At 70.5% G+C, this 21,109-nt stretch carries 19 protein-coding genes and 1 riboswitch; of the genes, 14 read left to right on the forward strand and 5 right to left on the reverse strand.

The features are described from left to right. Positions 1-149 precede the first annotated feature (149 nt). The 3 genes from ilvA (at position 150) to LWW96_RS02045 (ending at position 3,232) form a co-directional block, all read left to right on the forward strand. Positions 150-1,709 carry a threonine ammonia-lyase, biosynthetic gene (gene ilvA / locus LWW96_RS02035; protein ID WP_291484003.1) on the forward strand — a complete coding sequence of 520 codons (1,560 nt, stop codon included), beginning with the start codon at positions 150-152 and terminating at the stop codon, positions 1,707-1,709. 81 nt (positions 1,710-1,790) lie between these two features. After that, positions 1,791-2,597, forward strand: a complete 807-nt coding sequence (locus tag LWW96_RS02040) for an adenosylcobinamide-GDP ribazoletransferase (RefSeq protein ID WP_291484004.1) — start codon at positions 1,791-1,793, stop codon at positions 2,595-2,597. Beyond that, complete coding sequence (locus LWW96_RS02045; protein WP_291484005.1) at positions 2,597-3,232, forward strand: histidine phosphatase family protein; 636 nt, start codon at positions 2,597-2,599, stop codon at positions 3,230-3,232. Before LWW96_RS02040 ends, LWW96_RS02045 begins: the two co-directional genes overlap by 1 nt. Here the strand turns inward: LWW96_RS02045 and LWW96_RS02050 are convergent. Beyond that, complete coding sequence (locus LWW96_RS02050) at positions 3,222-3,677, reverse strand: type II secretion system protein N (RefSeq protein WP_291484006.1); 456 nt, start codon at positions 3,675-3,677, stop codon at positions 3,222-3,224. The genes LWW96_RS02045 and LWW96_RS02050 overlap by 11 nt on opposite strands. Positions 3,678-3,730: 53 nt before the next feature. On the opposite strand from LWW96_RS02050, the gene gspG reads away from it, so the two are divergent. From gspG to gspE, 10 genes are all read left to right on the forward strand, one after another. Beyond that, positions 3,731-4,183, forward strand: a complete 453-nt coding sequence (gene gspG / locus LWW96_RS02055) for a type II secretion system major pseudopilin GspG (protein ID WP_291484007.1) — start codon at positions 3,731-3,733, stop codon at positions 4,181-4,183. Between the two features lie 142 nt (positions 4,184-4,325). Beyond that, positions 4,326-4,814, forward strand: a complete 489-nt coding sequence (locus LWW96_RS02060; RefSeq protein ID WP_291484021.1) for a prepilin-type N-terminal cleavage/methylation domain-containing protein — start codon at positions 4,326-4,328, stop codon at positions 4,812-4,814. Beyond that, a complete protein-coding gene (gene gspI, locus LWW96_RS02065) occupies positions 4,811-5,206 on the forward strand; it encodes a type II secretion system minor pseudopilin GspI (RefSeq protein ID WP_291484008.1) in 396 nt (131 codons plus the stop codon). The genes LWW96_RS02060 and gspI overlap by 4 nt, the downstream gene beginning before the upstream one ends. A gap of 308 nt (positions 5,207-5,514) precedes the next feature. Further along, a complete protein-coding gene (locus LWW96_RS02070; protein WP_366117927.1) occupies positions 5,515-6,171 on the forward strand; it encodes a prepilin-type N-terminal cleavage/methylation domain-containing protein in 657 nt (218 codons plus the stop codon). Next, a complete protein-coding gene (gene gspK / locus LWW96_RS02075) occupies positions 6,168-7,175 on the forward strand; it encodes a type II secretion system minor pseudopilin GspK (RefSeq protein WP_291484010.1) in 1,008 nt (335 codons plus the stop codon). The genes LWW96_RS02070 and gspK overlap by 4 nt, the downstream gene beginning before the upstream one ends. Before the next feature lie 82 nt (positions 7,176-7,257). Further along, positions 7,258-8,538, forward strand: coding sequence for a type II secretion system protein GspL (gene gspL, locus LWW96_RS02080; protein WP_291484011.1), 1,281 nt, complete (start codon positions 7,258-7,260; stop codon positions 8,536-8,538). Then, positions 8,535-9,095, forward strand: a complete 561-nt coding sequence (gene gspM / locus LWW96_RS02085; protein ID WP_291484012.1) for a type II secretion system protein GspM — start codon at positions 8,535-8,537, stop codon at positions 9,093-9,095. The genes gspL and gspM overlap by 4 nt, the downstream gene beginning before the upstream one ends. A 2-nt stretch (positions 9,096-9,097) precedes the next feature. Continuing rightward, positions 9,098-9,928, forward strand: a complete 831-nt coding sequence (gene gspN / locus LWW96_RS02090; RefSeq protein WP_366117926.1) for a type II secretion system protein N — start codon at positions 9,098-9,100, stop codon at positions 9,926-9,928. Between the two features lie 4 nt (positions 9,929-9,932). Continuing rightward, positions 9,933-12,548, forward strand: coding sequence for a type II secretion system secretin GspD (gene gspD, locus LWW96_RS02095; protein ID WP_291484013.1), 2,616 nt, complete (start codon positions 9,933-9,935; stop codon positions 12,546-12,548). Positions 12,549-12,576: 28 nt separating this feature from the next. After that, positions 12,577-14,052 carry a type II secretion system ATPase GspE gene (gene gspE / locus LWW96_RS02100; RefSeq protein WP_291484014.1) on the forward strand — a complete coding sequence of 492 codons (1,476 nt, stop codon included), beginning with the start codon at positions 12,577-12,579 and terminating at the stop codon, positions 14,050-14,052. A 127-nt stretch (positions 14,053-14,179) separates the two neighbouring features. Here the strand turns inward: gspE and LWW96_RS02105 are convergent, their stop codons facing one another. From LWW96_RS02105 to lpxC, 4 genes are all read right to left on the reverse strand, one after another. Then, a complete protein-coding gene (locus tag LWW96_RS02105; protein WP_291484015.1) occupies positions 14,180-15,841 on the reverse strand; it encodes a methyl-accepting chemotaxis protein in 1,662 nt (553 codons plus the stop codon). 170 nt (positions 15,842-16,011) lie between these two features. Then, positions 16,012-17,886, reverse strand: a complete 1,875-nt coding sequence (thiC, locus tag LWW96_RS02110) for a phosphomethylpyrimidine synthase ThiC (RefSeq protein ID WP_291484016.1) — start codon at positions 17,884-17,886, stop codon at positions 16,012-16,014. 94 nt (positions 17,887-17,980) lie between these two features. Further along, positions 17,981-18,112, reverse strand: a riboswitch (TPP riboswitch). 35 nt (positions 18,113-18,147) lie between these two features. Further along, positions 18,148-18,324 carry a hypothetical protein gene (locus LWW96_RS02115; RefSeq protein WP_291484017.1) on the reverse strand — a complete coding sequence of 59 codons (177 nt, stop codon included), beginning with the start codon at positions 18,322-18,324 and terminating at the stop codon, positions 18,148-18,150. A gap of 12 nt (positions 18,325-18,336) precedes the next feature. After that, complete coding sequence (gene lpxC, locus LWW96_RS02120; RefSeq protein ID WP_291484018.1) at positions 18,337-19,260, reverse strand: UDP-3-O-acyl-N-acetylglucosamine deacetylase; 924 nt, start codon at positions 19,258-19,260, stop codon at positions 18,337-18,339. A 211-nt stretch (positions 19,261-19,471) separates the two neighbouring features. Between lpxC and LWW96_RS02125 the strand changes: the two genes are divergently transcribed. Then, a partial coding sequence (locus tag LWW96_RS02125) for a methyl-accepting chemotaxis protein (protein WP_291484019.1) occupies positions 19,472-21,109 on the forward strand: 1,638 nt, incomplete at its 3' end.

Below are 21,109 nucleotides of genomic sequence, written 5' to 3' on the forward strand. Positions count from 1 at the left end.
TCAAAGGATGGATTAGCCCCAGGCCTCACGGCCCGGGGCTTTTTTTTGGCCCGGCCGCCCGTGGGCCGCGCCCCGCCAGCGCCCTGCCCCTGTGGCGCCCCTCCACTATGATGTGCCCCCGCCGCCCCGGGCGGCCTCACCTGCCTGCCATGACCCTGCACCTCACGCCCGCCGATTACCTGAAGAAGATCCTGACCGCCCGCGTCTATGACGTGGCCCTGGAGTCGGCGCTGGAGCCCGCCAAGAACCTCAGCCGCCGCTTGCACAACAAGGTGCTGCTCAAGCGTGAGGACCAGCAGCCCGTCTTCAGCTTCAAGCTGCGGGGGGCCTACAACAAGATGGCCCATCTCTCGGCCGAGCAGCTGCAGCGGGGCGTGATCTGCGCCTCGGCGGGCAACCACGCCCAGGGCGTGGCGATGAGCGCCCACAAGCTGGGCTCCCGCGCCGTGATCGTGATGCCCACGACCACGCCCCAGCTGAAGGTGGATGCCGTCCGGACGCTGGGCGGCGAGGTGGTGCTGTTTGGCGAAAGCTATTCCGATGCCTACGGCCACGCGGTGACGCTGGAGCAGGAGCAAGGCCTGACCTTCGTCCACCCCTTTGACGACCCGGACGTGATTGCCGGCCAGGGCACCATCGCCATGGAGATCCTGCGCCAGCTGCAAAGCCTGGGCAGCCACCAGCTGGACGCCGTGTTCGTGGCCATCGGCGGGGGCGGGCTGATCTCGGGCGTGGCCAACTACATCAAGGCCGTGCGCCCGGAGATCAAGGTGATCGGCGTGCAGATGAACGATTCCGACGCCATGGCCCAGTCGGTGCGGGCGCAGGAGCGGGTCACACTGGCCGATGTGGGCCTGTTTTCCGACGGCACGGCCGTGAAGCTGGTGGGCGAGGAAACCTTCCGCGTGGCCCGCGGCCTGGTGGACGACTTCGTGATCGTGGACACCGACGCCGTCTGCGCCGCGATCAAGGACATCTTCGTGGACACGCGCAGCATCGTGGAGCCCGCGGGCGCCCTGGCCGTGGCGGCCATCAAGCAGTATGTGGCCGAGAAGAAGACCAAGGGCGAGACCTACGCCGCCATCCTGTGCGGCGCCAACATGAACTTCGACCGCCTGCGCTTCGTGGCCGAACGCGCCGAGGTGGGCGAGGAGCGCGAGGCGCTGTTCGCCGTCACCATCCCCGAGGAACGCGGCAGTTTCCGGCGTTTTTGCGAGGCCGTGGGCAGCCTGCCCGGCGGCCCGCGCAACGTGACTGAGTTCAACTACCGCATCAGCGACGCCGCCCGGGCGCATGTCTTTGTGGGGCTGGCCACCCACGGCAAGGGGGAGTCGGAGAAGATCGCCAAGAACTTCGCCCGCCAGGGCTTCGAGACGCTGGACCTGACCCACGACGAACTGGCCAAGGAACACCTGCGCCACCTGGTGGGTGGGCACTCGGCGCTGGCGCAGGACGAGCGCCTGCTGCGCTTCACCTTTCCCGAGCGGCCGGGCGCGCTGCTCAAGTTCCTGAGCCTGATGCAGCCCACCTGGAACATCAGCCTGTTCCACTACCGCAACCAGGGCGCGGACTACGGCCGCATCCTCGTGGGCATCCAGGTGCCGCCGGAAGACGCTGCCACCTTCGACGCCTTCCTGGCAACGCTGGGCTACCCCTGCGTGGAAGAGACACACAACCCGGCCTACCGCCTGTTCCTGCGCTCCAAATAGCCGGATGAGGCACAAAATCAGCCTCCAGCGCTTACCCATCAAGCGCCAGAAGCTATCAAAACAATAGCAAACTGAACCACCGTGCAAGCCCTGCGCCACTACCTGCTGGCCGTGCAGTTCTTCACCCGCATCCCGGTCACGGGCCGGCTGGCGGCGTGGGTGGGGTACAGCCCGGCCATGCTGCGCGCGAGCGCTGCGCACTTTCCGGGCGTGGGCTGGCTGGCGGCCCTGCTGTCGGCGGGGGTCTATGCCGCATTGCACGCGGCGCTCGCGCCGCAGCCGCTGGCACCGGCGGTGGCGGCCGTGTTCTGCACGGTGGCCACGGTGTGGATGACCGGCGGCTTCCACGAGGACGGCCTGGCGGACGTGGTGGACGGGCTGGGCGGCGCGGCCGACCGCGAACGGGCGCTGGACATCATGAAGGACTCGCGCCTGGGCGCTTTCGGCGCCATGGCCCTGGTGCTGGCGCTGCTGGCCAAGACAAGCCTGCTGGCGCTGCTGGGCGCCCACAGCCTGCAGGCGGCGCTGCTGGCGCTGGCGGGGGGGCACGTGCTGTCCCGCTTCTGGCCGCTGCTCATCGTGCGCGGCCTGCCGCATGTGGGGGACACGGCCCGCTCCAAAAGCAAGCCGCTGGCGGACCAGATCTCGGCCGGCGCGCTGGCCGTGGCACTGGCCTGGTGTCTTGTGCCGCTGGCGCTGGTGGGATGGGCGCAGCCAGCTCCATTTTTGATAGCAGCCGCCGGCCTGAGCGGCATGGCCGCGGCCTGGATGGCCCGCTGGTTCGCGCGCCGGCTGCAGGGCTTCACGGGCGATTGCCTGGGCGCGACGCAGCAGGTCAGCGAAATCGGCTTCTACCTGGGCGCCGCGCTGGCCCTGCGCTGGGTGTGATGGCGGCCGTGGCCACCGCCCCCGCCGGCCCCCGCTTGTGGCTGGTGCGCCACGCACAGCCGCTGGTGGCACCCGGCACCTGCTACGGGGCGCTGGACGTGCCCGCGGATGCGCAGGCCACGCGCCACGCGGCCCGGCGCTTGGCTGATGCGCTGCCGGCGGGGGCCAAGGTGTGGCATTCAACGCTACAAAGATGTGAGCACCTTGCGCAAGCGCTGCAAGCGCTGCGGCCCGATTTGGCATCAAAGCCCGATGCACGCCTGCGCGAAATGGATTTTGGCGGCTGGGAGGGCCTGGCCTGGGACGCCGTGGACCGCAGCGCCATCGACGCCTGGACAGCCGCCTTTCCCCACCACGCGCCCGGCGGCGGCGAGCCCCTGCAGGCCATGCTGGCGCGGGTGGCGGCCGCCTTGCAGCACACCGCCCGGCTACCGGCCGGGGCCGCATCCGGCGCACCGGAAAGGGAACGTGATGTGGTCTGGATCACCCACGCCGGCGTCATCCGCTGCGTGACGTGGCTGCTGGCCCAAGGCCCCGGCGTGCTGCCCCGTTCGCAAGACTGGCCGGTGGCCGCGCCTGCCTGGGGCGCCTGGCAGCAGGTCGACCTGGTGGCTGCGCGGCGCCTCAGCGCTTGAGCGGCATGTCCAGGGTCACGGCGGCAGGGCCGTCCGCGGTGGCGCCCAGCTGCGCCTGGCGCGGCCCCAGCGCCTGCAGCACCAACCCCTCCTCGACCACGGCACCGACCCGGTAGGGCTTGGCGGGCTGGCCGTCCACGGCGATCAGCGCCGCGCCCCCGCCACTGTTGCGGCCCGACAGCACCCCCACCAGCATGAAGCGGCTGGCCAGCGGCGCTACCGGCGCCGCCGAGGGCGCTGCCGCCTGGGCGGGCGCCGCTCCCAGCAGCCGCGCCAGCGCCTGCGCATCGGGGGCCAGCGGGGCCGGCGCCGCCACCGGCGCCATGCCGGACGCCGGCGGTGCCGACAGGCGCAGCCCCCAGAACACGACGCTGGCGCCTGCAACGGCCCACAGCGCCAGAGTCCCCAGGCGCACGCCCCATTTGCTGTACGTATTGGTCACCATGCGGAGATTATGATTCACGCGATTCGACCTTCCCCTTTCGCGAGACTGCCGCAGTGAACACCTCCCTCCCCCTCCTCGTGCGCTCAGCCCGCCGCAGCCTGGCCAAGGGCTTCACCCTCATCGAGCTGATGGTGGTGCTGGTCATCATTGGCGTGCTGGCCGCGCTGATCGTGCCCAACGTGCTGGAACGTGCCGACGATGCCCGCGTGACGGCCGCACGCACGGACATCACCAACATCATGCAGGCGCTCAAGCTGTACCGCCTGGACAACCAGCGCTACCCCACGTCCGAGCAAGGCCTGCAGGCCCTGGTGGTGAAGCCCACGTCCGGGCCGGTGCCCAACAACTGGAAGCTCTACCTGGAAAAGCTGCCCAACGACCCCTGGGGCCGTCCCTACCAATACCTGAACCCCGGCATCAAGGGGGAGATCGACGTGATGTCGTTCGGCGCGGACGGCCAGTCGGGCGGCGAGGGCAAGGACGCCGATATCGGCAGCTGGCAGTGACCCCCCAGTCCCGCCACGTCCCAGGCGCATGAAACCCGCGCGGCCCCAGGCCCGTGCCACTGCGGAACTGGCTTTGCCAGCCCGCGGGTGGCCCCCCCCCGTGGGGGCTGAGATGCCGCGGATGCCGCGGCTCCAAGCCTGCCTGCGCAGGCTTGGACGGCATCGAAGAGCTGCCGCCTCTGGCGGCGGCACCGAGCGCGCAGCGGCTCAGGGGGGCTTCACGCTTTTGGAGCTGCTCGTGGTCATCAGCATCATCGCGCTGGCCACGGCCGGGGTGGGGCTGGCGCTGCGGGACAGCGGCCAGACCCTGGTCGAGCGCGAAGCCGCGCGGCTGGCCGCTTTGCTGGAATCGGCACGGGCGCAGGCCCGAGCGGGCGGCTTGCCCGTGCGGTGGCGCGCCGAAGCGGGCGGATTCCGCTTTGAAGGCCTGCCGCCCAGCGCCCAGGCGGCCCTGCCCCACCAGTGGCTGGACGCCGGGACCGTGGTGCGTGCGCCCACCGTGCTGGTGCTGGGCCCGGAGCCGCTGATCGGCCCGCAGCAGGTGCTGATCAGCCACCAGTCCTACCCGGAACGCACGCTGCGGGTGGCCACCGATGGCGTGCGGCCCTTTACCGTCGAGCCCCAGCAGTGAACCCCACCCCACGCCTGCACCGCCGCGCGCAGCCTCTGCCCCGGCACCGCGGCTTCACCCTCGTCGAGGTGCTGGTGGCCCTGAGCATCGTGGCCATCGCGCTCATGGCCGGGCTGCAGGCCACCACCGCCCTGACCCGCAATGCACTGCGCCAAAGCGACATCGTGCTGGCCCAGCTGTGTGCCGAGAACGAGCTGGTCTACACACGCCTGTCGCGCCAGATGCCCAGCGTGGGCGACAGCACGGTCACCTGCCAGCAGGCGGGGCGCCAGCTCACGGTGGCCATGATCGTGCGCCCCACGCCCAACCCGAGCTTTCGCCGCGTGGACGCCCAGGTGCTGGACGGGGACAACTCCATCCTGCGCATCTCCACCATTGTCGGAAGGTATTGATGAGACATCCCCCTGAGGCGCTGCGCGCCTTCCCCCTTCTCTCGCAGCGCTACGCGCTGCGGGAAGGGGGACGACGCCCTCGCTGCGGGGCGGCCCTTGCTCGGCGTCCCGCGCGAGGCCCGGGGGACAGCCACCGCCGCAGCAGTATCGGGGGCCCTGAGGCGCTGCGCGCGTTCCCCCTTCTCTCGCAGCGCTGCGCGCTGCGGGAAGGGGGACGACGCCCTCGCTGCGGGGCGGCCCTTGCTCGGCGTCCCGCGCGAGGCCCGGGGGACAGCCACCGCCGCAGCAGTGTCGGGGCTCCTGGGGCGCTGCGCGGCTTCACCCTGGTCGAGCTGTTGCTGGCCATCGCCGTGATGGGGCTGTTGGCCATCCTCAGCTGGCGCGGGCTGGACGGCATGGTGCGGGCGCAGGAGACGACGCGCCAGCGTGCCGACGAGCTGCTGGTGCTGCAGGCGGCGCTGGGCCAGTGGGGCGCCGACCTGGACGCGATGATGCCCATCGCCAACACCACGCCCCTGGACTGGGACGGGCAGGTGCTGCGGCTCACGCGGCGCAGCAGCGCCGTGCCGGACGAAGGGGCGCTGGTGGTGGCCTGGACGCTGCGCGGCACGCAGGGCTCGGGCCAGTGGATGCGCTGGCAGTCGCCGCCCGTGCGCACCCGCGCCGAGTGGCAGCAGGCCTGGCAGACGGCCGGGCAGTGGGCCCGCACCCCGGGCGACGCCGAGCGGCGCTTTGAAACCGGCCTGATGCCGCTGGTCCAGTGGCAGATCTTCTACTACCGGGGCGGTGCATGGTCCAACCCGCTGTCGAGCACCGGAACCCCGGTGGCTGCGGCGCCGGGGGCCCCCACCACCGCGATCCCGGACGGCATCCGTCTGCAGCTCCAGCTGCCGCCGGGGCAGGCCCTGGTGGGCCAGCTCACGCGCGACTGGGTGAACCCGGTGCTAGGCGGGGGCCGGACATGACCCGCCGACCAGGCCCGCGCGGGCCGGGCACCCGCCGGCCGGCCCGCGGCGCGGCGCTGCTGATGGCCATGCTCACCGTCACGCTGGTGGCCACCTTTGCCGCCGCGGCCATGTGGCAGCAGTGGCGGGCGGTGGAGGTTGAAACGGCTGAGCGTGCCCGGGTGCAGTCGGCCTGGATCCTGGTGGGCGCGCTGGACTGGTCGCGCCTGATCCTGCGCGAGGATGGCCGCTCGGGCGGCGCGGACCATCTGGCCGAACCCTGGGCCGTGCCGCTGCAGGAGGCGCGGCTGTCCACGTTTCTCGCGGCCGACAAGAACGTGAGCCAGGTGGACGACGCCAGCACGGACACCACCGAGGCCTTTCTCTCGGGGCAGATCTCGGACCTGCAGGGGCGGCTGAACCTGACCAACCTGGCCGGCAACGGCCCCGAGCAGACGGTGGCGCTGCGGCAGTTCACCCGCCTGTTCGAACGCCTGGGGCTGCCGCCGCAGGAGCTGGCGCTGCTGGCCGACACCCTGCGGCGCGCGCAGGCCAGCACCGGGGCCGACAGCGCCACGGCCCCGCTGATGCCCCCCACCGTCTCCCAGCTGGGCTGGCTGGGCCTGCAGCCCGCCACCGTGGCCCGGCTGGCGCCGCATGTGACGCTGCTGCCCGTGCGCACGCCGGTCAACCTCAATACCGCCGGCCTGGACGTGCTGGTGGCCGCCATCGACGGCCTGGACGAGGCCAGCGCGCAGCGCATGCTGCAAACCCGCGAGGCGCGGCACTTCCGCACGCTCAGCGAGGTGCGCGACCTGCTGGGAACGCGGGTCGACATCAACGAAGGTGCGCACGCCGTGGCCTCCAGCTACTTTGAAGTGCGGGGGCGGCTGCGGCTGGGCGATGCGGTTGTGGACGAGCGCTCCCTGGTGCGCAAACTGGGGCTGGAGGTCACCACGCTGTGGCGCGAGCGCGGCGCCTTCGACCCCGAAGCTCCCCAGCCGCCACCGCCCGCCTTGCGCTGAAAAGCGACACCTGCGCGGCCCCTGCGCGGGCGAGGCGCCAACCGTCAAGCCCTCCCCCTAAAATGGCCCGCAAAACCCATCCATGAGCACCCTCATCCTTTCCCTGCCGCCGGCCCGTCCGGGCCCTGCCACCGAATACAGCTACACGCTGACGGCGGACGGCCACACCGCTCTACGCCACGCCGCCGCAGCGCCCGCCCTGCTGCCCGAGCCCACGCGCCCCGGCGGCGAAGTGGTCGCCGTGGTGCCCGCGCGCGCGCTGTCCTGGCAACGGGTGCAGCTGCCGCCGGGCCTGCCCGTGGGCGCCGGCCAGCAAACGCCGCGCCTGCGGTCGGTGCTGGAAGGCCTGCTGGAAGACCGCGTGCTCGACGACGCCCAGCAGCTGCACTTTGCGCTGCAGCCGGGCGCACGCGCTGCGGAGCCTGTGTGGGTGGCCGTGTGCGACCGCGGCTGGCTGCGCGAACACCTGCAGGCGCTGGAGGCGGCCGGCCGCCGCGTGGCCCGCGTGGTGCCGGAATTCGCCCCCGGACCGACGGCCACCGGCCGCCCGGAACTGACCGCCCTGGGCACCCCAGAGGACGCCAGCGTGGTGCTGACCGGCCTGGGCGCGGACCTGGGCGTGGCGGTGCTGCCCCTGACGCCCATGGCCTGGGCCATGGCCCGCGCAGGCGCCCCCGAGCCCGCCGCGGCCCAGGCCGGTGCCGACGACGACAACGCCCTGGCCGTGCGCGCCGAGCCGGCCGTGGCAGCGCTGGCCGAGCGCACCCTGGGCCAGCGCGTGGCCCTGCACACGGCCAGCCAGCGCGCGCTGGATGCGGCGCGCAGCGACTGGGATCTGGCCCAGTTCGACCTGGCCAGCACCGGCCGCACCCGCGCGCTGCGTAAGGCTGGCAGCGTGGCCAGCGCGCTGCTCAACGCGCCCCAGTGGCGCGCCGCCCGCTGGGGCGCCGGCCTGCTGGTGGTGGCGCATCTGGTGGGGCTCAACGCCTGGGCCTGGCAGGAACGCCAGGCGCTCGCCGCCAAGCAGGCGGCCGTGCGCTCCACGCTGACCGAGACCTTCCCCAAGGTCCAGGTGGTGGTGGATGCCCCCGTGCAGATGGAGCGGGAACTGGCCCAGTTGCGGCAGGCGGCAGGCAGCATCTCGGCGCGCGACCTGGAACCCCTGCTGGCCGCTGCGGGCACCGCCCTGCCCGCCGGCAGCCAGCCCACCGGCATCGAATACACCCCCGGCGAACTGCGGCTGCGGGGCGTCCCGCTGGCCCCCGAGGACGAAGCCGCGTTCTCCGCCCGCCTGCAGGCGGCCGGCTACCGCATGCGGCAAGACGACGGCAGCCTGTTGCTGCGCGCTGGAGGCACGCCATGACCCGCACCCCGAGCTCCTCCGCCCTGCGCGATCGCTGGCAGGCCCTGGCCCCGCGCGAGCAGACCCTGGTGCTGGCCGCCGCCAGCGTGGTCGGCCTGGCCCTGCTGTGGTGGGTGGCCCTGGCGCCCGCGCTGGGCACCTTACGGGCGGCCCCGGCACGCCACGCCGAACTCGACGCCCAGCTGCAGCACATGCAGAGCCTGCGTGCCGAGGCCCAGCAGCTGCAGTCGGCCCCGCGCAGCGCGCGCGGCGACGCTGCCGGCGCGCTGCGGTCCGCACTCACGCAGCGGCTGGGCAATACGGCCCAGCTCCACCTGGCGGGCGACCGCGCCACGGTCACCCTCAAGGGCGTACCGGCGGACGCACTCGGCCAATGGCTGGCGCAAGCGCGCAGCAACGCCCGCACCGTCCCGGTCGAGGCGCGGCTGACCCGCAGCACCGCCGCGGCCCCCACCGGCGCAGCCGCCAGCGCAGCCCCCGTGCTGGGCACGCCGGCCGCGGCCATGCCGCGCTGGGACGGCACCCTGGTCCTGGCCTTGCCGCCCAGCCAACCGTGAGCGTGAGCCAACCCAACGTGCCCACCACCCCTCGCCACCGCCGCCCCACCGCTTCCGCCTCTGCGCCGCGCAGCGCCTGGGGCTGGGCGCTTGCGGGCGCGTTGGCGGGCGCCCTGCCCGCCGTGGCCGTGTTTGCGCCGGCACGCTGGCTGGCGCAGGGCGTGGCCAGCGCCAGCGGCGGACAGGTGCTGCTGCAGCAGGCGCGCGGCACGGTATGGACCGGCTCGGCACAGCTGGTGCTGACCGGCGGCGGCGCCAGCCACGACAGCGCCGCCCTGCCCGGCCGCGTGGACTGGCAACTGCGCCCCATGCTCACCGGCCTGCGGCTGCAATTGCAGGCCGGCTGCTGCACCGCCCAGCCGCTGCAGGCGCAGCTGCACGCCCGCTGGGCGGGGGCGCGCCTGACCGTGGCGGACAGCCAGAGCCAATGGCCGGCGGCGTTGCTGACCGGCCTGGGAACGCCCTGGAACACCGTGCAGCCCCAGGGCCAGCTGGCCCTGCGCACCCAGGCGCTGGAGGTGAACTGGGCGGCCGGGCGCATGGCCCTGGCCGGGCAGCTCCAGCTGGACGCCCTGGCCCTGTCCTCGCGCCTGTCCACGCTGCGCCCCATGGGCAGTTACCGCGTGGTGGTGCAGGGCGGCGAAGCCCCGACCCTCACGCTCAGCACGCTGGACGGCCATCTGCAGCTCAGTGGCAGCGGCCAGTGGGTGGGCAACCGCCTGCGGTTTGCGGGCGAGGCCAGCGCCGCCCCCGAACGCGAGGCGGCCCTGTCCAATCTCCTGAACATCATCGGACGGCGCAATGGCGCGCGCTCCATCATCACCGTGGGTTGATCCTATGACTTCCTCGTTTTCGCCCCGCCTGCAACTCACTATCAAAACAATAGCTGTTGGCGCTTTGCTGGCGTGCGCTAGCGGCCAAATCATTGCCCAAACCGCCATCAATACCGGCACGGGCAGCGTGCGCGCGGGCGAGCCCGTCACGCTGAACTTCGCCAATGCCGAGATCGAGGCCGTGGCGCGCACCATGGCCACCATCACCGGGCGCAACGTGGTGGTGGACCCGCGCGTGAAAGGCCAGCTCAACCTGGTGACCGAGCGCGCCGTCACCCCCGCCGCCGCCTTCCAGCAGTTCCTGGCGGCACTGCGGCTGCAGGGCTTCACGGTGGTGGAGGCCGCGGGGCTCTACAAGGTGGTGCCCGAGGCCGACGCCAAGCTGCAAAGCGGCGGCGTGAGCGTGGTGCAGGGCGGCGCGGGCAGCGTGCCGTCGGGGGGGCAGATCGTCACGCAGATCTTCAAGCTCAATTTCGAGAACGCGGCCAACCTCGTGCCGGTGCTGCGCCCGCTCATCAGCCCCAACAACACCATCAACGTGAACCCCGGCAACAACTCGCTGGTGATCACGGACTACGCCGACAACCTGCAGCGCCTGGCCCGCATCATCGCGGCCATGGACGTCTCCAACGCCAGCGATGTGGAGGTGATCCCGCTGCGCAATGCCGTGGCCACCGACCTCGCGCCGCTGGTGGCGCGCCTGATCGACGGAGGCAGCGGCACGGCCCCCGCCGTGCAGGGGCAGGCCGACACCTCGTTCAAGACGACCCTGCTGGCCGAGCCGCGCAGTAATTCGCTGATCCTGCGCGCCGCCAACCCCGCCCGCGTGGCCCAGGTGCGCGCGCTGGTGGACCGGCTCGACCAGGCGCCCGCCCCGGGCAGCAGCGCGTCCTCCGGCAACATCCACGTGGTGTACCTGAAGAACGCGGACGCCACCAAGCTGGCCACCACGCTGCGTGCCGCCATGGCGGCCATGGGCACGGGCGCCTCGGCCAGCGGCGGCGGCGGTGCCAGCATCGGCAGCAGCCCGGCGCCGGCCGCACCCAGCGGCGGGCTGGGCGGCGGCACCAGCGGCAACATGCTGTCCACCGGCACGGGCCTGTCCGGCGGCAACAACGCGGGCCTGGGCGGCGGCAGCAGCATGGGCACCAGCGCCACCAACAACAACCAGCCCTCCACGGGCGGCCAGATCCAGGCCGACCCCACCACCAACTCGCTCATCATCACCGCGCCCGAGCCGCTGTACCGGCAGCTGCGCGAGGTGATCGACAAGCTGGACGGCCGGCGCGCCCAGGTGCTGGTGGAAAGCCTCATCGTCGAAGTCACGGCCACCAAGCTGGCCGAGTTCGGCATCCAGTGGCAGGGCATCCTGGGCAAGCAGGGCGACGGCACTGTCGGTGTCATCGGCACCAACTCCGGCCAGGCGGGCATGAACATCCTCAATGCGGCGGCCGCGGTCGCCACCGGCAACGTCAGCGGCCTGACGGGCACCGGCGGCCTGGGCAAGGGCATGAACATCGGGCTCGCCCCGCGCATCAACGGCCAGTACTACCTGGGCGCGCTGGCCAATTTCCTGCAGAACAGCGGCGACGCCAACGTGCTCTCCACCCCCAACCTGATGACGCTGGACAACGAGGAGGCCCGCATCATCATCGGCAACAACGTGCCGTTCGTCACGGGCTCCTACGCCAACTCCACCGGCAGCAGCACGGTCAACCCCTTCACCACCGTGGAGCGCAAGGACGTGGGCCTGATGCTCAAGGTGCGGCCGCAGATCAGCGAAAACGGCACGGTGAAGATGTCGATCTACCAGGAGGTCTCCAAGATCGACGGCAGCACGCTGAACAACACCAACGGCCCTACGACCAGCAAGCGCTCCATCGAGTCGAACGTGGTGGTGGACGACGGCAGCATCATCGTGATCGGCGGTCTGCTGGAGGACAGCTACCAGCAGGGCCAGGACAAGGTGCCCGTGATGGGCGACCTGCCCGTGGTGGGCGGCCTGTTCCGCAGCGAGAATCGCACGCGCAACAAGACCAACCTGATGGTGTTCCTGCGCCCGATCGTGGTGCGCGACAACGCCACCAGCGACGCGCTGATGGTGGACCGCTACGAAGCCATCCGCGCGCTGCAGCAGGTGACGCAGCCGGCGCCCAGCGTGATGATGAACTCCGTCTCGGGCGCCCCCGTGCTGCCGGCATTGCCCGACCGCAGTGCGCCCGCCGCAGGCGCGCCCGCTGCGCCGCTTCCCGCGCAGCCCGTGCCGGCGCCCATGCAGCAGCTCACGCCGCAGGCTCCGTCCGTCCAGCCCGGCCCGGCCGCTGCGCCGCAAGGCAGCGCGCCCGCAGCCGCCCCCGTCGCGCAGCAGGCCCCGGCACCAGCGCCGCTGTATTACGTGAACCTGGGCGTCTTTGGCCAGGACACGCAGTCGCGCAGCACGTTGGCCAAGCTGCGGGAGACGGCCCTGCCCGTGTCCGAGCAGGCCGTGGACACCAACCGGGGCAAGGCCACCCGCGTGCGCGTCGGCCCGTTCGCCACGGAAGACGCCGCCCAGGCCGCGGCCACCACCTTGCGCGGGCAGCTGGCCCTGCAAGCCACGGTAGCCGCCCAGCCCCTGTAAGAGCCCCACCAGGACAAGCCCCGAGCCCATGCGCCATCCCCTGCCCTACGCCTTCGCACGCACCGCCCAGCTGCTGCTGGAGGACGACGGCCACCAGCTCGTGCTGTGGCATGGCCCCAGCCCCGACACGGGGGCGCTGTCGGAAGTGCTGCGCAAGCACCCGGTGCAACAGCTGCTGTCGCTGGACGCGCCCGCGCTGGCCCAGCGCATCAGCGCGGCCTATTCGCACAGCGAATCCAGCGCCGCCACCGTGGTGAGCGAGGTGGAAAGCGACGCCGACCTCTCCCGCATGATGCAGGAGCTGCCGGCCGTGGAGGACCTGCTGGAGTCCGCCGGCGACGCGCCCATCATCCGCATGCTCAACGCCCTGCTCACGCAGGCCGCGCGCGACGGCGCGAGCGACATCCACATCGAGCCCTACGAGCGCCACAGCAGCGTGCGCTTTCGCGTGGACGGCACGCTGCGCGAAGTGGTGCAGCCCAACCGCGCACTGCACGCCGCCCTGATCTCGCGCCTGAAGATCATGGCCGACCTGGACATCAGCGAAAAGCGCCTGCCGCAGGACGGTCGCATCAGCCTGCGCCTGGGCACGCGCGCCATCGACGTGCGCGTTTCCACCCTGCCCAGCGCGCATGGCGAGCGCGCCGTGCTGCGCCTGTTGGACAAGAGCGAAAGCAAGCTGAGCCTGGAAGCCGTGGGCATGCAGGGCGAGACGCTCGCGCGCTTCGAGGGCCTGATCGGCCAGCCGCACGGCATCATCCTGGTCACCGGCCCCACGGGCTCGGGCAAGACCACCACGCTGTACGCGGCGCTGGGCCGGCTCGACGCCACCAAGAACAACATCATGACGGTGGAAGACCCCATCGAATACGAGTTGCCGGGCGTGGGCCAGACGCAGGTGAACAGCAAGATCGACCTCACCTTCGCCAAGGCCCTGCGCGCCATCCTGCGGCAGGACCCGGACGTGATCATGATCGGCGAAATCCGCGATTTCGAGACCGCGCAGATCGCCATCCAGCCCTCGCTCACGGGCCACTTGGTGCTGGCCACGCTGCACACCAACGACGCGGCCAGCGCCGTCACGCGCCTGACGGACATGGGCGTGGAGCCGTTCCTGCTGTCGTCGTCCCTGCTGGGCGTGCTGGCGCAGCGCCTGGTGCGCAAGTACTGCAGCCACTGCCACGGCACTGGAGCCCCCACGCTCGGCACTGGCGTGTCCTCGCTGCCCTCCGAGGGGGCGCCCCTCGCCTTGGGGCGGCCCGGCGGCTCGGGGGTCGGCTGCGAGCACTGCGGCCACACGGGCTACACCGGCCGCACCGGCGTGTTCGAGCTGCTGGTGACCAACGACGCAATCCGCGCCCAGATCCACAACCAGGCGGCCGAGGCCGACATCCGCGCGGCGGCCCTGGCCGGCGGCATGGCGCTGATGCGCGAGGACGGCGAGCGGCTGATCGCGGCCGGCATCACCAGCCGCGAAGAGGTGCTGCGGGTCACCCGGGACTAGGGCGAAAGCGACTGCTGCAGCCTGCGGCGGGCCTCGCAGTCGCGCGGATTGCTCCTATTTTTATAGCTGCCAGCGCTTATCCAATAAGCGCTAGAGGCCAAAATCCCCTAAAATCCTCAGCGAATCACTAGCGGATCTGCAGCGCAGCGCGGCGGGGCGCCACCACCGCTGGCGCGGCCGCGCGGGCCACGCCGGGGGCGAAGCCGGCCGGTTCTGCCGCCGCCATCAGGCCGTCCTGCAGCTTGAACTGGCTCACGGCACTCTTGAGGTGCACGGCCTGCTCGCGCAGCGACTCGGAGGCGGCCGTGGACTGCTCCACCAGCGCGGCGTTCTGCTGCGTCATCTGGTCCAGCTGGCTCACCGACTGGCTGATCTGGCCGATGTTCTCGCTCTGCTCGGCCGACGATGCCGTGATCTCGGCAATGATGTCGGACACGCGGCGCACGCTGCTGACGATCTCGTGCATGGTCTCGCCCGCCTGGCTGACCAGCCGCGAGCCGTCTTCCACCCGGTCCACCGACGAACCGATCAGGCCCTTGATCTCCTTGGCCGCCTCGGCGCTGCGCTGGGCCAGGCTGCGCACCTCGCTGGCCACCACGGCAAAGCCGCGGCCCTGCTCGCCCGCACGGGCGGCTTCCACGGCCGCATTCAGCGCCAGGATGTTGGTCTGGAAGGCGATCGAGTCGATCACGCCGGTGATGTCGGCGATCTTGCGCGAGCTGGCGGTGATCTGGTCCATCGTGGTCACCACCTGCGACACCACCTCGCCGCCGCGGGCCGCCACCTCGGCGGCCGACGACGCGAAATCGCTGGCCTGGCGCGAGGACTGCGCGCTGTGCTGGACCGTGTTGGTCAGCAGTTCCATCGACGACGCGGTTTCCTGCAGGTTGGCCGCCGTCTGCTCGGTGCGGTGGCTCAGGTCGTGGTTACCGGTGGCGATCTCCGAGCTGGCCGTGGTGATGTTGCCGGCTGCGTCCTGCACTTCGCGCACCAGGCCGCGCAGGGCTTGCTGCATGCGGCCCATAGCGGCCACCAGCTGGCCCACCTCGTCCTGGTTCATGGCGGCCACGTCGCTCGACAGGTCGCCGCTGGCAATGCGCTCGGCCAGCGCCTGCGCCTGGGTGAGGGACTTGGTGATGGACCGCACGCTGAAGAACGTGAGCGGGATGAGCACCGCCAGCCCCAGCAGCAAGCCAATGCCGATCAGGCCGGACATCGCTGCCGTGCGCGATTCCACGCCGGCACGGGCCTCGTCCATCTGCGCCCGAGCCGAGGCCGCCAGGCCGGACAGCAGCTTGTCCGTGGTTTCCATGTGGCCCTTGAAGCGCTCGGCGTATGCGCCGCCGCCGGCACCGTCCAGCTGCGCCCGCTCGATCTGCTCGAAGATCGGGGAGATCCCGGTTTCGTACTGCTTGATCTCCTGCAGCGCCTGGTCGATGGCGCCCACGAACTCGGCATCGCCCGCCTGCACCTGGCGCACATCGCCCAGGCTCTTGCGCAGCGCGGCCAGCGTCTTCGCCCAGGTTTCGCGCAGCGCAGACACCTCGACCGAGTTGTTGAAGTTGATGATGATGTCTTTTTCGGTGCGGCGCAGCTCGCCCAAGGTGGTGCGCAGGTCTGCCATGTCGGTGAGGGTCTGCACGCGTTGCGAGAACAGCACCTGCAGCGTTGCGCGCGTACGGTCCAGGGCCCCGTAGCCCATGGCGCCGATCACCACCAGAAGAACCAGGGAAAACACCGTGCCGAAGTACAGGCGCGTGCGGATGGAGAAGCGGCCGAGAGCAGTCATGGCTCTTCCTTACATTTATTAACAGACGACATCAGCATAGCAAATTTGGTGCCACACACCCATCCGGTCTTTTGAACCGGAAGTGGGCGGGACTATAGAGGCTGGCGTGCCGTCTGCCGCACAGGGTAAGCACGGCCCCCCCGCAGAAACGTCGGGGCCAGTAGCCGGACTTATGCGGGCTTCACAGGGATGTAGAGCTGCCCGCCGCCCTGCTGGAACTCTGCCGCCTTGGCCTGCATGCCGCTGGCCAGCGCTTCGGCGTCGGCCACGCCCTTCTGCGCGGCAAAGTCGCGCACTTCCTGCGTGATCTTCATCGAGCAGAACTTGGGGCCGCACATGGAGCAGAAATGCGCCACCTTGGCGCTGTCCTTGGGCAGCGTTTCGTCGTGGTATTCCTTGGCGGTATCGGGGTCCAGGCCCAGGTTGAACTGGTCCTGCCACCGGAAGTCGAACCGCGCCTGGCTGAGCGCGTCGTCGCGCGAGCGGGCGCCCGGATGGCCCTTGGCCACGTCGGCGGCGTGCGCGGCGATCTTGTAGGCAATGATGCCCTGCTTCACGTCGTCGCGGTCGGGCAGGCCCAGGTGCTCCTTGGGCGTCACGTAGCACAGCATGGCCGTGCCCATCCAGCCGATCATGGCCGCGCCGATGGCGCTGGCAATGTGGTCGTAGCCGGGCGCGATGTCGATGGTCAGCGGGCCGAGCGTGTAGAACGGCGCCTCGTGGCAGGTCTTGAGCTGCTCGGTCATGTTGGCCTGGATCATGTGCATGGGCACATGGCCGGGGCCTTCGATCATGGTCTGCACATCGTGCTTCCAGGCGATCTGCGTCAGCTCGCCCAGCGTGTGCAGCTCGGCAAACTGGGCTTCATCGTTGGCATCGCTGGCGCAGCCGGGCCGCAGGCCGTCGCCCAGGCTGAACGACACGTCGTACGCCTTCATGATGTCGCAGATGTCCTCGAAGTGCTCGTACAGGAAGCTCTCGCGGTGGTGCGCCATGCACCACTTGGCCATGATGGATCCGCCACGCGAGACGATGCCGGTGCGCCGCTGCGCGGTGAGGTGGATGTACGCCAGGCGCACGCCCGCGTGGATGGTGAAGTAGTCCACGCCCTGCTCGGCCTGCTCGACCAGCGTGTCGCGGAAGATTTCCCAGGTCAGGTCTTCGGCGATGCCGCCCACCTTTTCCAGCGCCTGGTAGATGGGCACGGTGCCGATGGGCACCGGCGAGTTGCGCACGATCCAGTCGCGCGTGGTGTGGATGGCCTTGCCGGTCGAGAGATCCATCACGTTGTCCGCGCCCCAGCGGATGGCCCACACCAGCTTTTCCACTTCTTCTTCAATGCTCGACGTGACGGCCGAGTTGCCGATGTTGGCGTTGATCTTGACCTTGAAGTTGCGCCCGATGGCCATGGGCTCCACTTCGGGGTGGTTGATGTTGGCGGGGATGATGGCGCGGCCGCGCGCCACCTCGTCGCGCACGAATTCGGGCGTGATGATCTTGGGGATGCTGGCACCCAGCGGGTTGCCGGCCAGGCGCTGCTCGCGCGCCGCGTCCTGCTGGTACTGCGCCATCCATTCGCGGCGGCCGTTCTCGCGCAGGGCCACGTACTCCATCTCGGGGGTGATGATGCCCTTCTTGGCGTAGTGCATCTGCGTCACGTTGGCACCGCTCTTGGCGCGCAGCGGCGGGCGCTGCAGGGCGGCGGCCTCGGCGCGCAGCTGGGCCAGGCGGTCGCCGTCGTCGGCCTTCTGGCCGTCGTCCAGCGCCTTGCGCACGCGGCCTTCGTAGCTTTCAGTGTTGGCACGCTCGGCGATCCAGGCTCCGCGCACGCTGGCCAGGCCCTGGCGCACGTCGATCTTTGCGGCGGGATCGGTGTAGGGGCCGGAGGTGTCGTACACGCTGACCACCTCGCCGTTGGTGAGCGCGATGTCGCGCACGGGCACGCGCAGATCGGCGCGGCTGCCCGTGAGGTAGCTCTTGGTGGAAGCAGGGAAAGGTTCGCGCGTCAGCGCGAGCAGGTGGGCGAACTTGTCGGGGGCGTTCATGGCGGGCACTCTCCTGTCGGGGGGATGGAAAAGTGCTCCGCCATCGGCCCTGTGCGCGGACCCCGCCCCCACATGAAAAAGGGGACGCAGGTGCGCCAGTGGCTGCAGCTCTTCTTACGCTGGTACTAACCAGATCAAGTTCGCGGTTCCGGCGGTTGGGTCCGCCGTCTCAGCACGCCCAGAAGACCCAGTCTGTGAGCTTCTACGTGCACCCCGGAGCAGCCGCGAGTATAGGGGTTGTGCCGGCCGGCTTGCCGGAGGTCAACCCAGCCGCGAGATCAGCAGTACGGCAAAGAAGAACGCCGTGGCGATCACCGTCCACTTGAGGACGACCAGGCCCAGGCGCTTGAACCGCGGGTTGCCCGTGCCGGCGTAGAAGGCGAACGACACCGCCGCCGCCAGCAGCAGCGCCATGACAGCCCAACGGAACAGCAGCATCGCCAGGAGCCTTTACCAGGCCCGCGCCGGCTGCGCGAAGCCTGCGGGCGCCTGCCGCTCGTCCTCGAAGGTGACGACCTCCCAGGCATCGCGCTGGGCCAGCAGCTCGCGCAGCAGCAGGTTGTTCATCGCATGGCCCGAGCGGAACGCGCTGTAAGCGGCCAGCAGCGGCTTGCCGATGAGGTACAGGTCGCCCATCGCGTCCAGGATCTTGTGCTTGACGAACTCGTCGTCGTAGCGCAGGCCGTCGCTGTTGAGGACCTTGTAGTCGTCCATCACGATGGCGTTGTCCAGCCCTCCGCCCAGGGCCAGGCCGTTGGAGCGCATCATCTCCACGTCGCGCGTGAAGCCGAAGGTGCGCGCGCGCGCAATGTCGCGGCTGTAGTTGCCCTGGCCCAGGTCGAACTCCACGCGCTGGCCGGTGGAGTCCACGGCCGGGTGGTCGAAGTCGATCTCGAAACTGAGCTTGTAGCCATGGTAGGGCGTCAGGCGCGCCCATTTGGCGTGGGCGCCCTCGCCTTCGCGCACCTCCACCGGCCGCTTCACGCGGATGAAGCGCCGGGGCGCGTTCTGCAGCTCGATGCCTGCGCTTTGCAGCAGGAACACAAACGACGCCGAGGAGCCGTCGAGGATGGGCACTTCCTCGGCGGTAATGTCCACATACAGGTTGTCCAGCCCCAGGCCGGAGCACGCCGACATGAGGTGCTCCACCGTGTGCACCTTGGCGTTGCCCACGGCGATGGTGGAGGCCAGGCGCGTGTCGGTCACGGCTTCTGCGCAGATCGGGATGTCCACGGGCTGGGGCAGGTCCACGCGCCGGAAGACGATGCCCGTGTCGGGCTGGGCCGGGCGCAGCGTCAGTTCGACCCGCTGGCCGCTGTGCAAACCCACCCCCACGGCACGGGTCAGGGTCTTGAGGGTGCGTTGCTTGAGCATGGCCCGATTTTAAGTGGCCCGCGCCGCCTCGCGCCTGCCCGGCCCAAAGCCCCGCCGCCTCCACGTTTTCCCTCTCGACGGCGTGCGTCAGGTATTTGACAATTAGTTACAAACCCTGGCCTTCACAATGCCGTCCCGTTCACAGGAACTCCCCGTGTCCCCCTGCCGCGCGCTCAAGCCGCGGCGCCTTTTTTCATCCCCCGGAGGTCTCATGAGCCAACTCAGTTTTCGAAGCAGGGTCCTGCTGATGCTTGCCACGGCCATGGGCGCGCTGCTGTTCATGGCCGTCAGCTCCCTGCTGCAGCAGCGGACGCAGATCGTGGAGTCGCGCCGAGAACTGCTGACCACGGCCGTGCAGTCCGCCCACAGCATCGTTGCCGCCTACCAGGCCAAGGCTGCCAGTGGCGCCATGCCGGTGGAAGAAGCCCAGAAGGCCGCCCGGGAAGCCCTGCGGGTGTCCCGGTATGGCGGCGCGGAAGGCAAGAGCGAGTACATGTACATCTGGTCCCTTGATGGCGTGGGCGTGATGCACCCCATCAAGCCCGAATGGGAAGGGCAGAACATGGTGGGCAAGGTCAAAGACGGCGCCGGCGTGGACGTGATCTCGCTGCTGGTGGAGGGCATGCGCGCCAGCAAGGACGGCAAGGCGTTCGTGTTCACCATGTTCTCGCGCCCCGGGCAGACCACGCCCGTGCCCAAGCTGCAATACCTCATGAAGGTGGACGGATGGAACTGGATGGTGGGCTCGGGCCTGTACATCGACGACATCGATTTGCTGGTGCGCAAGACGCTGCTGTCGAACCTGGCGATCGTGCTGGTGGTGATGGTGGTGGTGGGCACCGCCGGCCTGCTGGTCGCCCGCTCGGTGCTGCGCCAGATCGGGGGCGAGCCCCGCGATGCCATCGCCGCCATGTCCGAAGTCGCCCAGGGCAATCTGGACGCCACCATTCCCGCAGCCCCGGCCGGCTCGCTGCTGGACGGGCTGGCGCACATGGTGGTCTCGCTGCGGCGCCTGGTGACCGAAGTGCGCTCGGCCAGCGAGAACATTGCCACCGCGTCGAGCGAAATCGCGCAGGGCAACAACGACCTGGCCCACCGCACCGAAGACACCGCCAGCAATCTGCAAAGCACCGCCAGCAGCATGGAAGAGCTGACCAGCACCGTGCAGCAGACCTCCGACTCCGCGCAGACTGCGAACCAGATGGCCACCTCGGCCGCGTCGGTGGCCGCACGCGGTGGCGAGGTGGTGGCCCAGGTGGTGGCCACGATGCAGGAGATCAATGCCAGCAGCAACAAGATCAGCGACATCATCGGCGTGATCGATGGCATTGCCTTCCAGACCAACATCCTGGCGCTGAATGCCGCCGTCGAAGCGGCGCGCGCGGGTGAGCAGGGCCGCGGATTTGCCGTGGTGGCCAGCGAGGTGCGCAGCCTGGCCGGGCGCAGTGCCGAGGCGGCCAAGGAGATCAAGGCGCTGATTGGCGCGTCCGTCGAAAAGGTGGAATCGGGCACGCAGCTGGTGGGCCGCGCCGGCGCCACCATGACGGAAATCGTCGACAGCGTGCAGCGCGTGACGGACATCATTGGCGAGATCCGCTCGGCCACCGCCGAGCAGAGCCAGGGCATCGCCCAGGTGAACACGGCCATGAACCAGCTGGACCAGATGACCCAGCAGAACTCGGCACTGGTGGAGGAGTCCACCGCCGCCGCCGACAGCCTGCGCGAGCAGGCCGTGAAGCTCACCCAGGTGGTGGCGCTGTTCCGCGTGAACGGCAGCACGCAGGCGGCCGCGCCGGCATCCACGCTGGCGCCGCGCCCGGCGCCCCGGCCGGCCCCGGCGGCAGCGCCC

It is taken from the genome of Acidovorax sp. (assembly GCF_021287135.1).
Classification (GTDB): domain Bacteria; phylum Pseudomonadota; class Gammaproteobacteria; order Burkholderiales; family Burkholderiaceae_C; genus Acidovorax.

Coding starts and splice junctions, on each gene's coding strand:
- ilvA (WP_291484003.1), top strand. CDS start 150: ATGACCCTGCACCTCACGCCCGCCGATTACCTGAAGAAGATCCTGACC.
- LWW96_RS02045 (WP_291484005.1), top strand. CDS start 2,597: ATGGCGGCCGTGGCCACCGCCCCCGCCGGCCCCCGCTTGTGGCTGGTG.
- LWW96_RS02050 (WP_291484006.1), bottom strand. CDS start 3,677: ATGGTGACCAATACGTACAGCAAATGGGGCGTGCGCCTGGGGACTCTG.
- gspK (WP_291484010.1), top strand. CDS start 6,168: ATGACCCGCCGACCAGGCCCGCGCGGGCCGGGCACCCGCCGGCCGGCC.
- gspL (WP_291484011.1), top strand. CDS start 7,258: ATGAGCACCCTCATCCTTTCCCTGCCGCCGGCCCGTCCGGGCCCTGCC.
- gspM (WP_291484012.1), top strand. CDS start 8,535: ATGACCCGCACCCCGAGCTCCTCCGCCCTGCGCGATCGCTGGCAGGCC.
- gspD (WP_291484013.1), top strand. CDS start 9,933: ATGACTTCCTCGTTTTCGCCCCGCCTGCAACTCACTATCAAAACAATA.
- gspE (WP_291484014.1), top strand. CDS start 12,577: ATGCGCCATCCCCTGCCCTACGCCTTCGCACGCACCGCCCAGCTGCTG.
- LWW96_RS02105 (WP_291484015.1), bottom strand. CDS start 15,841: ATGACTGCTCTCGGCCGCTTCTCCATCCGCACGCGCCTGTACTTCGGC.
- thiC (WP_291484016.1), bottom strand. CDS start 17,886: ATGAACGCCCCCGACAAGTTCGCCCACCTGCTCGCGCTGACGCGCGAA.
- LWW96_RS02115 (WP_291484017.1), bottom strand. CDS start 18,324: ATGCTGCTGTTCCGTTGGGCTGTCATGGCGCTGCTGCTGGCGGCGGCG.
- lpxC (WP_291484018.1), bottom strand. CDS start 19,260: ATGCTCAAGCAACGCACCCTCAAGACCCTGACCCGTGCCGTGGGGGTG.